At 74.9% G+C, this 12,639-nt stretch carries 11 protein-coding genes, 1 tRNA gene and 1 riboswitch; of the genes, 4 read left to right on the top strand and 8 right to left on the bottom strand.

The annotated features are described in order from the left end of the window. Positions 1–35: 35 nt before the first annotated feature. On the bottom strand, positions 36–326 hold the full coding sequence (locus AB0J08_RS16290) for a YiaA/YiaB family inner membrane protein (protein WP_360633418.1): 291 nt from the start codon (positions 324–326) through the stop codon (positions 36–38). A 259-nt stretch (positions 327–585) separates the two neighbouring features. Then, positions 586–729, top strand: a riboswitch (cyclic di-AMP (ydaO/yuaA leader). A gap of 12 nt (positions 730–741) precedes the next feature. Here AB0J08_RS16290 and AB0J08_RS16285 point away from each other — a divergent pair. Beyond that, complete coding sequence (locus AB0J08_RS16285) at positions 742–1,602, top strand: M23 family metallopeptidase (RefSeq protein WP_360633415.1); 861 nt, start codon at positions 742–744, stop codon at positions 1,600–1,602. A 54-nt stretch (positions 1,603–1,656) separates the two neighbouring features. On the opposite strand, the gene AB0J08_RS16280 is transcribed toward AB0J08_RS16285, so the two are convergent. After that, positions 1,657–2,658 carry a hypothetical protein gene (locus AB0J08_RS16280; protein WP_360633412.1) on the bottom strand — a complete coding sequence of 334 codons (1,002 nt, stop codon included), beginning with the start codon at positions 2,656–2,658 and terminating at the stop codon, positions 1,657–1,659. A gap of 42 nt (positions 2,659–2,700) precedes the next feature. On the opposite strand from AB0J08_RS16280, the gene AB0J08_RS16275 reads away from it, so the two are divergent. The 3 genes from AB0J08_RS16275 (at position 2,701) to AB0J08_RS16265 (ending at position 4,962) form a co-directional block, all read left to right on the top strand. Continuing rightward, positions 2,701–3,291 carry a GNAT family protein gene (locus AB0J08_RS16275; RefSeq protein WP_360633409.1) on the top strand — a complete coding sequence of 197 codons (591 nt, stop codon included), beginning with the start codon at positions 2,701–2,703 and terminating at the stop codon, positions 3,289–3,291. A 106-nt stretch (positions 3,292–3,397) separates the two neighbouring features. Next, positions 3,398–4,111: a sensor domain-containing protein gene (locus AB0J08_RS16270; protein WP_360633406.1), complete on the top strand. Its 714-nt coding sequence runs from the start codon at positions 3,398–3,400 to the stop codon at positions 4,109–4,111. A gap of 101 nt (positions 4,112–4,212) precedes the next feature. Further along, positions 4,213–4,962: a class I SAM-dependent methyltransferase gene (locus tag AB0J08_RS16265; protein ID WP_360633403.1), complete on the top strand. Its 750-nt coding sequence runs from the start codon at positions 4,213–4,215 to the stop codon at positions 4,960–4,962. 68 nt (positions 4,963–5,030) lie between these two features. Here the strand turns inward: AB0J08_RS16265 and AB0J08_RS16260 are convergent, their stop codons facing one another. The 6 genes from AB0J08_RS16260 to AB0J08_RS16235 form a co-directional block, all read right to left on the bottom strand. Next, on the bottom strand, positions 5,031–6,167 hold the full coding sequence (locus AB0J08_RS16260; protein WP_360633400.1) for a hypothetical protein: 1,137 nt from the start codon (positions 6,165–6,167) through the stop codon (positions 5,031–5,033). A gap of 597 nt (positions 6,168–6,764) precedes the next feature. After that, positions 6,765–6,838, bottom strand: a tRNA-Met gene (locus tag AB0J08_RS16255). Positions 6,839–6,888: 50 nt separating this feature from the next. After that, a complete protein-coding gene (locus tag AB0J08_RS16250; RefSeq protein WP_360633397.1) occupies positions 6,889–8,190 on the bottom strand; it encodes a PrsW family intramembrane metalloprotease in 1,302 nt (433 codons plus the stop codon). 126 nt (positions 8,191–8,316) lie between these two features. Continuing rightward, on the bottom strand, positions 8,317–9,147 hold the full coding sequence (gene trmB, locus AB0J08_RS16245) for a tRNA (guanosine(46)-N7)-methyltransferase TrmB (RefSeq protein WP_360633394.1): 831 nt from the start codon (positions 9,145–9,147) through the stop codon (positions 8,317–8,319). 82 nt (positions 9,148–9,229) lie between these two features. Next, on the bottom strand, positions 9,230–10,465 hold the full coding sequence (gene lhgO / locus AB0J08_RS16240; protein WP_360633391.1) for an L-2-hydroxyglutarate oxidase: 1,236 nt from the start codon (positions 10,463–10,465) through the stop codon (positions 9,230–9,232). A gap of 73 nt (positions 10,466–10,538) precedes the next feature. Beyond that, positions 10,539–12,128, bottom strand: coding sequence for a TROVE domain-containing protein (locus AB0J08_RS16235; RefSeq protein WP_360633388.1), 1,590 nt, complete (start codon positions 12,126–12,128; stop codon positions 10,539–10,541). Positions 12,129–12,639 lie beyond the last annotated feature (511 nt).

Genomic DNA, 12,639 nt, shown 5'->3' with positions numbered 1-12,639 from the left:
GGGCGCCCCGGCGTCGCGGCTCAGAGCCCCTCCACTCAGACCCCCTCCACCTTGAACGGGTCGTGCTCGGCGAGCAGCTTCTCCAGCCGGGCCTGGTCCACCCGGGTGACGATCTCGTTGGTCTCCTGCCGGTCCCGGACCACCTTGGCCAGCGTGAACGAGGAGGTCACGGTGTAGAGCAGCCCGATCCCGAGGAAGGCGCGGGTCCAGCCGCCGACCGGCAGGTAGGCGATCCCGATCGCGAGGGCGCCGCCGGAGAGGGCGAAGGAGAGCACGGCCTGGATGTAGCACGCGGCCGTGGTACGTGACTGCATCGGTGCGTTCATGGCGCCAGGATGGGCCGCGCCGGTCCGGCCGCACATGAGTAGGAGTACTCAGATAGGGGGTCGTTCGTTGACAACCCATCACGTTCGGTAGTGTCAGTTGTCGCCAATCGCCCCAAATCGCCCATCGGGTCGCGTAGTGTCTGATCCGTATCCGGCCGTCCCGAACGGACGGCTTGGAATCAGGGGCTCCTAGGATTAACGTTTGATAACGCAGCGCGGTCCTCAACGCCGTACCCAGACGGCACCGTGCGCCGCCGCCTAATCCCACCGGCCGCCTCCGGGCAGGCCAGGGAGCCGGGGAACCACGTTCCTTGGGGTGAATCGGCCGGGCCCAGGCCCAGCCGTAGGAGACCTTCCTGCTCCGAACCCGTCAGCTAACCCGGTAGGCGCGAAGGAAGGAAAGGAGCGCGCCTCCGTGGCGTCGTCGCACTCTCCGGCACACCTGCCCGGCTCCACCGCCGGCACCCAGCTGCTCGACCACCCCTGGCCGCCCGCCCACCCGGGCGAGTACGGCGGGTCCGCCGCCGGGGCCACCCCGCAGGCCGCCGAGGCCAACCGGCACCGGATGCCCCGTCAGACCCGCGGCACCGCTCCGCTGCTCGGCGTCACCGCCGTCGCCGCCACCCTCGGTGCGACCGGTTTCGCCTCCGCCACCCCGGCCGCCGCGCCGGCCGTCGAGGCCCCGGACGAGACGCCGGTCGCACTCTCCGCGGACCCCGGCCTCGCCCTCGCCGCCCGGATCCAGCTGCAGGCCGACAGCCAGCGCACCGCCGCCGAGGAGAGTGCCCGCCTGCAGGCCGCGAAGGAGGCCGAGGCCAAGCGCGCCGCCCAGCAGCAGGAGGCCAAGCGGGCCGCCGAGGAGGCCGAGAAGGCCAAGCTCGCCGCCATCAACCTGCCGGTGCGCGACTACAACCTCTCCGCCCACTACGGCCAGAGCGCCTCCTACTGGGCCCACCTGCACACCGGCCTGGACTTCGCCGCCGACACCGGCACCCCGGTGTACGCGGTCGGCCAGGGCACCATCACCTCGGCCGGCTGGGCCGGTTCGTACGGCTACCGGATCGTCGAGACGCTGCCCGACGGCACCGAGATCTGGTACTGCCACCTCTCCTCGATCATCAAGGGCTCCGGCAAGGTCGTCCCCGGCCAGCAGCTCGGCAAGGTCGGCGCCACCGGCAACGTCACCGGCCCGCACCTGCACCTGGAGGTCCGCCCCGGCGGCGGCGCCCCGGTCGACCCGGAGACCTGGTTCGAGCAGCGCGGCATCACGCCCTGACAGCCCGCCACGGTGCCCCGGCCGTCGCCACGACGGCCGGGGCACCGTGGCGTCTCAGGCGTCAGTGGCCGCCTGCCCGGCCTCCCCGGCCGCGTGCCCCTCGCCCCCGTGCTCCTCCTCGGCCTCCCCGGCCTCGTAGTCCTGGTACTCCTCGTACTCCTCGTACTCCTCGTACTCCTCGTCGGCCGCCTCGGGCAGGCGCGCCAGGTAGGCGTCGATCTCCTCCTGGCCCGGCTCCGGCGCCAGCTCCGGGAACTCCTCCACCAGCAGCCGCGGCAGCCCCGGCGTCGTCCACTCGCCCACCAGGTCCAGCGCCGCCTCGGCGGCGGCCTCCTCGAACGCCCCGAAGTCCCCGGCCAGCTCCTCGGGCATCGGCCGGCCCAGCGCGGTCAGCTCCGTCAGATTGCGGTAGCTGCGCCGCATCAGTCCCTGCTCCAGCAGCCGCCGGGCGCCGTCCGTGGCCATCCCGACGCTGAGCATCCGGGCCTCACCCCAGCCCCCGTCGTCCACCGCGTCCAGCTCGCCCGCCCACTCGAGCGCCTCGTACGCGGCCGACCGGTCCTGCGGTGCCAGCTCCCGGAACGCCGCCAGCCAGGCCCGGACCGCCTCCTGGTCGGCGAGGTCCACCCCGTCCGCGCGCAGCAGCAGCGTGTACAGCCGGGGCCAGGTGACCAGGTCGGACCGGCGCAGCAGCCCGGCGGCCACCTCGCCCTGCCACTCGGCCTCCGCGTGCAGCCGTTCCTGCCGCTTCGCGTTCAGCCGCTTCGCCGCCCGCTGGTGGTCGATCAGCAGCCGCACCGCCGCGCCGTACGCCAGCGGGTCCTGCTCCGGCTCGGGCTGGACGTACAGGTAGAGCCGTTCGTACAGCAGCTGCTCCACGGCGTCCGAGGTCAGCTCCGGCCAGCCGTCGCGCATCCTGCCCTCGCCCAGCTCCAGCAGCGCCAGCACCGCCCGTACCGCGGCCTCGGCCACCGGCGGGTGGCCGTGCGCATGCGCCCAGGCGAGCAGTTCGACGGCTTTGGTGCGGGGGGCGAGCCGCAGGTCTTCTTCTTCCATGTCACGTACGGTAACCGGAAAGCCCGGGTAGGGTCGGCAGGCATGGTCCCCGTCCGACTCACCGGCCCCCGCCTGGCCATCCGCGAGTTCCACCACACCCCCGGCGACATCGACGCGCTGTACGCGGTGTTCGGGGATCCGGAGGCCACCCGCTACCTCCCGTTCGAGCCGCGCGACCGCGAGGACTGCGCCGACCAGATCGAGCAGTACCTGGAGGAGGCGATGCAGGGCGAGCGGACGGTCTACCGGCTGGCCGTCACCCGACGCGCCGACGCGCACGACCCGGCCCGCGCCGTCCCGATCGGCAACGCCGCCCTCACCCTCGGCGGCCACCGGTGCGCCGACCTCGGCTACGCGCTGCGCCCCGACACCTGGGGCAACGGCTACGCGGGCGAGATCACCGGGCTGCTCTGCGACCTCGCCTTCGGCCCGCTCGGCGTGCACCGGCTGGCCGCCCGGGTGGACGTCGAGAACGCGGCCTCCGTCCGGGTGCTCACCCGGGCCGGCTTCCGGCGGGAGGGCCGGATCCGCCACGACGTGCACCTGCGCGGCGCCTGGCGCGACTCCTTCCAGTACTCGCTGCTCGCCGACGAGTGGCCGCCCGGTGGCGGCCGGTCGCGAACGGGGGGTTAACCCCCCACCCGCTTCGCGGGAGAGCCGGATGTCCGGCCGACCGGGGCTTTGACAGGCTTGAGGGGTCAGCCCGGCACACCACCGAGAGACCCGAGGATCGACGGCCATGAGCAGCAGCCTCAGCGCGCAGCACAGCGAGTACGACCGCGACGGTGCGGCACGGCGCATCGAGGAGCCGCCGTACGTGTGGCGGGCGCCGTTCTCGTCGTACTTCTACCGGGAGCTCGGCTTCACCCTCACCGGGCTGCCGGTCGCGCTCGCCGGGTTCTCCTTCGCCGTCGTCCTGTTCTCCTTCGGCCTCGGCACCGTCGTCACCGTCATCGGCATGCCGGTGCTGGCCGCCCTGACCGGTGGGGCCCGAGGCTTCGGGCGGCTGGAGCGGGCCCGGACCCGCAGCATGCTGGCGCTGGACGTGCCCGGCCCGAAGCCGGTCCGGGTGAGCCGGCCCGGCAACTGGGGCGAGATCACCGCGCGGCTGACGGACGCGGCGGGCTGGAAGGCCGTGCTCCACCAGGTGGTGATGCTCCCGTGGGCGATCTTCAGTTTCGCGATGTCGCTGACGTTCCTGCTGGTCGGCTGGGTGCTGGCGCTCTACCCGCTCTACCACTGGGTCTACCCGACGTACGTCGGCTGGCGGGGCCTCAAGCTGTTCGACTACTACGACGCCAGCGGCGTCGAGCACGTCTACTACGTCGAGGGGCCGCTGCAGATCGCCGGAGTCTCGCTGCTCGGCTTCGTGTTCGTCCTCCTCACCCCGCAGCTGGTGCGCGGCCTGACCAACGTCAACCGGCTCGCCGTCCGGGGCCTGCTCGGCCGCTGACCACGCCCCCCGCCGGGCCCCGCCGGCCTGTGCCCCCATCGGCCCCGCCCGCCCCGGATGTTCCGGATGCGGGCGGGGCCGGCCCGTGTTCCGATGGCCGAATGGCCGTCCGTACCGACCTCGCCGCCGACGTCCTGGTCACCTCCCGTCCGCTGGACGAGTACTGCGCGCTGTTCGACCTGACCCGGGCCCGGCTCGCCGCCCTCCCCGGGCCGGTGCTCGACTGCCCGGGCGGCGCCGCCGGACTCGCCGCCGAGGCACGCGAGCTGGGCTGCCGGGTGATCGCAACCGACCCGGCGTACGCGTGGCCGGCCCCCGAGCTCGCCGCCCGAGCCCTGGCCGCCCGCGCCGCCATGGCCGCCGCGATGGACGCCCGCCCCGACCTCTTCCCGGCGCCGTACCACCGCCCGTACGACCGCTACCTGCGCAGCTGGGACCGGGCCCGCCGGCTGTTCGCCGCGGACTCCGCCGCCCACCCGCAGCAGTACGTGGCCGCCGCACTGCCCCGGCTGCCGTTCGCGGACGGCACCTTCGCGCTCACCCTCAGCGGGTTCCTGGTCTTCGCCTACCCCGAACTCTTCGGCCCCGCCCAGCAGCTGGCCGCACTGACCGAGCTGGTCCGGGTGACCGCCCCCGACGGTGAGGTCCGGGTCCACCCACTGAACGACGGCGCGGGCCGTCGCTGCCGCCACCTCGACGGGCTGCGCCGGGCCCTGGGCGAGCGCCGGATCGCCAGCGAGGTCCGCCGGCTCCCGGCCGGCTCGGGACGCCTGGGCCGGGTGCTCGTCCTGCGGGCCGCCGATCACCGCCGCCGGGCCGCCACGGTGGGCCGGTTGTCGCCGAGCGTGTGACGGTCACCGGCCCGGTGCGCCGCTCGGGCCCGCCCGGCCCGCGCGGCCCGTCGGTCCAGGTCGTCCGGCTAGCCCGTCTGCCGGGCCTGCTCGCCCGGCTGCGCCGAGGGAGGCTCGGCGGCCGGACCGGTCTGCGGCGCGGGGCCGGTCTGCTGCGGGAGGGCCGCCGTCGTCTCCAGGCGGGAGAGGATCTTCTCCGCCAGCCAGCTCCGGTCGGAGCCGTACGGGATGCCGTCCGCCGCCACCAGCCGGCCGGCCACCGCGTCGCGCAGGCGCTGCGCCTGGGCGGCCGGCAGCCGGTACAGCAGCCCCCGGGCGGCCAGTAGCGCGTGGTACTGCTCGAAGCCGGAGCGCGGGTGTTCGATCGCGTCCAGCACGCTGGGCAGGTCGGCCAGCGCCGGATCGCCCTGCATCAGGGCGAGCGCCTGGATCCGCCGGTCCTCGGAGCCGTCCGCGAACAGCTCCCGGACCTGGTCCGCGGTGAGCGCGGAGCGCCGGGCCGTCGACCGGACCTCGGCCATCAGGCTCTCCGGGCCGGTCGTCGCGTTCGACGGCAGCCGGCGGGCCGGCTCGGTCGCCCGCTCGACGCTGCCGCCCAGCAGGCCCAGGTGCTGCATCGCCCGTACCCGCAGGTCGTCCGCGCCCACCTTGTCGCCCCGGAGGTCGCGGTCCTGGCCGGCCAGGAAGAGGTCGAGCGCCTGGTCGGCGTCGGAGAGCACCTGGGGCAGGGCCAGTCGCGTCACCAGCCAGCCGGCCAGGAAGCCGAGCACCAGGAAGTAGAGGACGAGGGCCGCCGCGAAGGGGGCCGCGCCCTCCTCGCCGCCCAGGGCGGGGGCCAGCGCCGCGCCGAGCTGGTGCAGCCGCTCGCCGAGCGAGCCGAGCTGGGTCAGTCCGACGCCCAGCAGCACCTTGGTCAGCCAGTCGGAGACCTGCTCCAGATTGGTGTTCGGCGCGTACGAGCCGTGCGGCTCATCGCCCGGGCCGCCGCGCATCCGGGGCACTCCGAACAGGAAGCCGAGCGCTCCGCCGAGGACGGTCGAGGCCCCGGCCACCACCAGACCCCCGCCCAGGGCCTGCCAGCTGTGCTCCCGGCCGAGGGAGAAGAGCAGCAGTCCGAGCGCCCCCACCCCGAGCAGCGCCCCGGCCGCCCCCCGCTGTGCCGTTCGCAGGGCCGCCGTACCCCCGGCCCGCCGCGTCCTCGCCATCCCCTACCCCCTGTGGCCGTTCCGCTCCGCTCCGGAATCCGCGCCGACTCTAGCGCCGGAGCGGCCGGACGCAAACGCCCGGGCCCGTCCGGGGCTCACGGCTCCCGGCTCCCGCCGGAGGCCGCGCGGGGGCTGGGGCTGGGGCCGGGGCACCGGCCCCGGAACAGCAGACAGCCCGTGGGCTGCTCCTCGGTGTCCGGCCTCGCGAGGGCCGGGCGTCGAGGCACCGGGGATGTACCGGTGAGCCCACGGGCCGGGTGACTGCTTGGATTTCGCCTGCCGGAGGCACTGGGCCTCGTCCTGCGCAGGCAGGGGCGGCTCTAGCGAGCAGCCACCTCACGCATCCTGATGGAACTCAATTCAGGATCACCTCCCTTCAGTGTGTGGCTACCTTAGGCAGCTCGTCCGAGGGAGGGCAACGGATTAATTCGGGTTCGTCGCCGGGGGCCCAGGGCGGTCGACGAACCGGTCCCCGGCCCCGGCGGGGGCGTCGGCCGGTGGAGCCACCGGAGCGCCGCGGGAGCCCCGGCAGCGGGGACGGGCCCGGACATGCGAAAGGCCCGGAGGAAGAATCCTCCGGGCCTTTCCGCTACTGAGTAGCGGGGACAGGATTTGAACCTGCGACCTCTGGGTTATGAGCCCAGCGAGCTACCGAGCTGCTCCACCCCGCGTCGGTAAACACAACAATACGGGGAAGTCACCCGGATGGGAAATCGGTTCTTCACCGGGCCCCGGCGGGGGCCCGCGCCCGACGTGCGGCGTGCCGCGCCGTCCTGGTCCTGGCCCAGGCGGCGAAGCAGACCAGGGCGGCGAAGCACGGCACCATCAGCACCGCGTACACCAGCAGGAAGCCGTGCGTGCCGAGGTCGGCGGCGGCGTTCCAGGTGCCGTGCAGGGCCATCGCCAGCAGCAGTCCGGCCGGCGCGGCCAGCCGGGCCAGCCGGCGCCGGCCGGTCGTGAGGGTGATGGCCAGGCCGAGCCCGGTCAGCGCGGTGAAGAGCGGATGGGCGAAGGGCGAGAGCAGGCCGCGCAGGACGAAGGTCTGCACGGTGCCGTCGAAGTCCCGCAGGCTGGGGGATTCCCCGAGGCCGATGCTGTCCAGCCGCTGCTGCTGGTCGTCGGTGAAGGCCCGCCCCAGGTAGAGCGCGTTCTCGGTGAAGGCGAAGCCGCAGGCGGTGATCCCGCCGAGGACGACCCCGGCGGCCAGGGTGCGCGGGCGGGCCCTGGCGCGCGGGCGGTCGGGTGTCGGCGGGTAGGGCCGCAGGTACGGCAGCGGGCGCAGGTACGGGCGCGGGCGCAGATAGGGGCGCGGTCGCAGCCGGCCCCGGGCGTGCGGCAGGGCCGGCCGGCGGTCGTACCCGTGGGGCTGCCCGCCGCCGGGCAGCCGGCGCAGCACGCTCGCGCAGGGGCGGTCGGTGCGGTGGCCGTGGCAGCGGATCCGCCGGCCCAGCGGCAGCAGCAGCACGAGCAGGGCGGCGCCCTTGGCGCTCTCCTCGATCACCGGTGTGACCAGGTCGGCGCCCAGCACCTCGCCCAGGCTGCCCTGGTGGGCGGTCAGGTAGCTGCTGGTCCAGCCGTTGGCGAGGATCGCGGCCGTGGTCGCCGCGCAGGCACCCCAGCCCAGGCAGAACACGATGTGGCGCAGCGGCACCCGGGCGGTCTGGTTGAGCCAGGCGAGGCCGCCGAGCACGAAGGGCAGCGGGACGAGCGCCAGGCCGAGGCCGACCAGCAGCCCGGTGGTCCCGGTCTGGCGGCGCACCAGGTGGAGGATCAGCACACCGCAGCCGGCCAGTGTCAGGACGGCGGTGGCGGTGACCGAGGAGAGCGCGACCGGGCGGGCGGGGCGCGGCCCCGGTGCGGCGGCCGGCCGGGCGGGGGCGGCAGCGGGCCGGGGCACGAGCCGATGGGCCCGGCGCCCCCTGGGCCCCGGGATGGTGCGGGTGCCGGCGGTGAGCGTGGGCACCTCTCGGTCGTCGGCGGCCTGGACACTGGTCCGGTACCCGCCGCAGGACGGGCTGCTCACCCGGCACAGGGTAGGCCACGGCACCGGCCCGCCGGGAGGACTCGGGACGAATCCCCTCCCGCGGACCGGGCCGGCCGGGCCGGGGTGGTCACCGCGGGGCCGCCGGGTCGAACGCCCGGCGGCGGCTCAGCGGCGGCGGAAGAGCAGGTCGTGCACCACGTGGCCCTTGGCGATGCCGGCCCGTTCGAACTTGGTGACCGGCCGCCAGTCGGGCCGGGGCGCGTAGCCGGGGACGCTGCCGTCCGGGTGGTCGGCGGGCTCCAGCCAGCCGGTGCCGTCGCCCTCGGGGTGCAGGTTCTCCAGCTCGGGCGAGGCGGAGAGCACCTCCAGCATCTGCTCGGCGTACGGCTCCCAGTCGGTGGCGCAGTGCACCAGGGCGCCGGAGGCCAGCCGGGGTAGCACCAGGTCCAGGAAGGAGGCCTGGACCAGTCGGCGCTTGTGGTGCTTCGGCTTGGGCCACGGGTCGGCGAAGTAGACCCGCAGCCCGGCCAGCGAGGCGTCGGGGAGCATGTCGCGCAGCAGGATGACGGCGTCGCCGGCGGCCGGGCGGACGTTGCGTGAGCCGTCCCGCTCCAGCAGGCCGAGCAGGTTGCCGTGGCCGGGGGTGTGGACGTCGGCGGCGAGGATGCCCGTCGTCGGGTCGGCGGCGGCCATCGCGGCGGTCGTCTCGCCCATCCCGAAGCCGATCTCCAGGGTGACCGGCAGACCGCCGAACAGCTCCGCCAGGTCCAGCGGGCTGCCGTCGATCGCGATGCCGTACGTCTCCCAGCCCCGGTCCAGCGCGCCCGCCTGGGCGTTGGTCATCCGGCCCCGGCGCGGCTGGAAGCTGCGGATGCGCCGCTCGCTGTGCTGGGCCTCGGTGGCCCGGTGCGGGTACATCGGCGCGGGGTAGCCGGCCGGCGCGGCGGAGAGCCGGGCGGACGGAGATGGCTGGGGGATCGGGGCGGTGGCAGTCACAATCACCCGAGTCTACGGGGCCGACGGGCACGGTCCCCAGGGGCTGTGACGGAGCTGACGCGGGGCCCCGGGCCCGGCCGGATCAGCCGCCCGCTTCGAGGGCGGCCAGCGCCCGGCGGGCCACCTCGCGGCCGATCGGCAGCGAGGCGGTGGCGGCGGGCGAGGGGGCGTTCAGCACGTGCACCAGGCGGCGGGTGGAGCGCGGGTCGTCCGGGTCGAAGCCGGCGAAGGCGAAGTCGTCCAGCAGCGCGCCGTCCCGGGCCACCGCCTGGGCCCGCACCCCGGCGGTGGCCGGCACCAGGTCCTCGGCGGTGACGGCGGGCAGCAGCCGCCGGACGGCCGTGGTGAATGCCCGCTTGGAGAGCGAGCGGCGCAGCTCACCGAGCTCGTACCGCCAGTGCCGGCGGGCGATCCGCCAGGTACCGGGGAAGCCGAGCGTCCCCGCCAGGTCGCGCGGGCGGACGGTGCGCCAGTCGTAGCCCTCGCGGGCCAGCGCCGGCACCGCGTTCGGGCCGACGTGCACATCGCCGTGGATGCCCCGGGTCAGGTGCACGCCGAGGAAGGGGAAGGCCGGGTCGGGGACGGGGTAGACCAGGCCGCGCACCAGCCCCCGGCGGTCCGCGGCGAGTTCGTAGTATTCGCCGCGGAACGGCACGATCCGCACGCCGGGGTCGTCGCCGGCCAGCCGGGCGATCCGGTCGCTGTGCAGGCCCGCGCAGTTCACCAGCACCTGGGCGCGCAGCTCGCCGGCGGAGGTCTGCACGGTCACGCCGTCGGCCCGGCGGGCGACCGCCCGCAGTTCGGTGCCGGTCCGCAGCTCGGCGCCCGCCTCGCGGGCCAGCCGGGCGTAGGCGGCGGCCACGGCGGGGAAGTCGCAGATGCCGGTGGTGCCGACGTGCAGCCCGGCGATGCCGGTGACCTCCGGCTCGTACCCGGTGATGCCGGCCCGGTCCAGCTCGGTGACCGGGATGCCGTTCTCCCGGCCGCGCTCGGCGAGGGCCCGCAGCCGCGGGAGTTCGGCCGGGTCGGTGGCCACGATCAGCTTGCCGGTCACCTCGTACGGAATGTCGTGGCCGCGGCAGAACTCCACCATCTCGGCGGCGCCCGCGACGGCGTACCGGGCCTTGAGCGAGCCCGGCCGGTAGTAGACGCCGCTGTGGATGACCCCGCTGTTGCGGCCGCTCTGGTGGGCGGCGAAGCCGGGCTCCTTCTCCAGCAGCGCCAGCCGCAGCCCGGGCCGGGCCCGGGTCAGCGCGTACGCCGTGGACAGTCCGACGATCCCGCCGCCCACCACCAGCACGTCGAAGTCGTACGCCACGCCCGCTCCTCGTTCGCCCCGCCCCCGCCCGCCGCCGATGCTGCCACGGCGGACGGTGCCGGTCGAGGGCGCGTCAGCGGTCCTGCGGCTCCAGCCACGGCCAGGTCGCGTCCCGGCCCGATTCCAGCAGCGGGATCAGCCGGAACGCGGCGTCGCTCAGCCCGCCGAAGGTGTGCCGGTAGGCCGAGCCGCTCGGGCCGTGGCCGGCGGTGTAGCCGGCCAGGTTCCAGGTGTAGACGGGCACCCGGGCCGGGACGGCGGCCAGCGCGTCGCCGTTCCAGTGGCCGGGGCCGGTCTGTTCGTCGGTGACGACGACGACCCGGTGGTGGCCGCGGTAGTGGGTGCGGACGGCCTCCGCGGTGGCGGTGCCGCCGAGGTTGCCGAAGCGGCCCAGGACGCGCAGCACCGCCTCGCCCCGGCCCACCTCGACGACCCGGCTGGTGGTGCCGAACTCGACCAGGTCGGCTTCGGCGGCCCGGACCTTCAGGGCCGTCCCGAAGATCGCCGCCGAATCCGCCCGGTTGAGCAGGGTCTGTGCGCTCGGGCGATCGAACATCGAGCCCGAGCGGTCGACCAGGATCAGCGTCCGGCCGGGCAGCGAGGGCACGTTGGCGAGCGAGTGGGAGAGCGCCGTCTCCAGCGCGTGCCCCCAGCGCAGCGACGGCGCGTGCCGGTACGCGGCGAGGTAGCGGAACGGGAACTGGCGGGAGCGGAGCACCTCGTCCTTGTCGGCGATCCGCCGCGCGACCTCGGCCGCGACCTCGTCCGAGACGCCGGCCTGGTCGAAGTTGCGCAGGTTGCGCGTCAGGGCCATCGGGCCCATGGACGGGATGACCGCCTCCCAGACGGCCGCGTCCAGCGGTCCCTGCAGCCAGCCGGCCAGCGCCTCCCAGGTCAGCCCGGCCGCGGCCAGCCGCTCGGCACCGCCCTCGGCGGTGACCGCGGCCCGCCGCTGCTCGACGGGCAGCGCGAGCAGCTCGCGGTTGGCGGTGAGCAGCGCGTTCGAGGCCGGCGGGACGGCCTCGTCCGGCCGGTGCCGGCGGTCCAGCGCGTAGCGGAACAGCTCCCCCTGCCACGGCTTGGCCGGGTCGGGGGAGGGGTGGGTCAGCTCCAGCACGTCGCCGAAGCGGTACCCCTTGGCGGCGGTGTCGTACTTGAGCAGCGAGCGGCCGTGGTAGAGCCGGCGGACGGCGTCCGCGACGCCGCGCTTGAGCGGCTTCGGCAGTGCGCGGCCGTAGCGGGACGTCCAGTAGGCGAGCACTTCGCCGGGCTCGTCCGCGCGCTGGAGGGCGGCGTCGACGGCCTGCCGGGAGAAGCCGGGCGCCCCGGCGTCCAATCGGGCGCGGGTGAACTCGGCGGCGCCGACCAGTGCGGCCGTGCGCAGGTTCGCGCCGTGCCGCAGCCAGCGGAGCAGGCCGAGGGTCCACTCCGGGTCGGCCACGGCGAGTTCGCGCACCAGCGCGGTGTAGCGGTCGTCGCGGGCCCCGCCCTTCTCGTAGAAGGTGTCCTGGCCCACGAGGTTGGCCACCGACAGCAGGAAGAGTTCGGACTTGGCCTCGCGCAGGAACCCGGTGCCGCCGTTGTGGTTGACGGTGCGCTGCCCGGTGGTGGTCACGGGTGAGTCCGGACTGCTCTTGGCGGTGCGGGTGTTGAAACGCGACATGGTGAAATCCCCCTGCTGGCCGGTGGAACGCGCAGGAGGCATGGCGAAGCGAGGGGTGCCCGAGATCGTGCCGGCCCGGCGGCCGGCCTCGGCGGAGGTGTATGCCTTGTGCTCTGCCGGATTGAGCTAGCGGCCGCGCACGGCACGCCCGGGATTCGAACCCGGAACCGCAAGATCCGAAGTAACCCCCGCCTGCGCACCGGGCACCCCGGCGCTCTGCCTCCCGAGATCGGAATGGGCGGCGGTCGATGGAGCTCAGCTTCAACGCGCCCCGCTGGGGGCACTCGACCGAAGTAACCGCTGCCGTCGCACCGGGAGGTGCGGAAAACCTATTGAGGTATGGGTGTCCAGAGATCGAAGGCGGCTGAGGTGACGAAGCTGCTCTACCGACTGAGCTACACCGGCCCGAAAGCCGGTGGCGGGACTCGAACCCGCGACCCGCCCATTAACAGTGGAAGTAACCTCTGCCTGCGCACCTGGACGAGAGAGACCATAGCCAGGCCCCTCCCGC

It is taken from the genome of Kitasatospora sp. NPDC050463, from assembly GCF_040655255.1.
In the GTDB taxonomy this organism is placed as follows: domain Bacteria; phylum Actinomycetota; class Actinomycetes; order Streptomycetales; family Streptomycetaceae; genus Kitasatospora.
The sequence above is the reverse complement of the archived record's forward strand: the minus strand, read 5'-3'. Positions and strand labels throughout refer to the sequence as shown.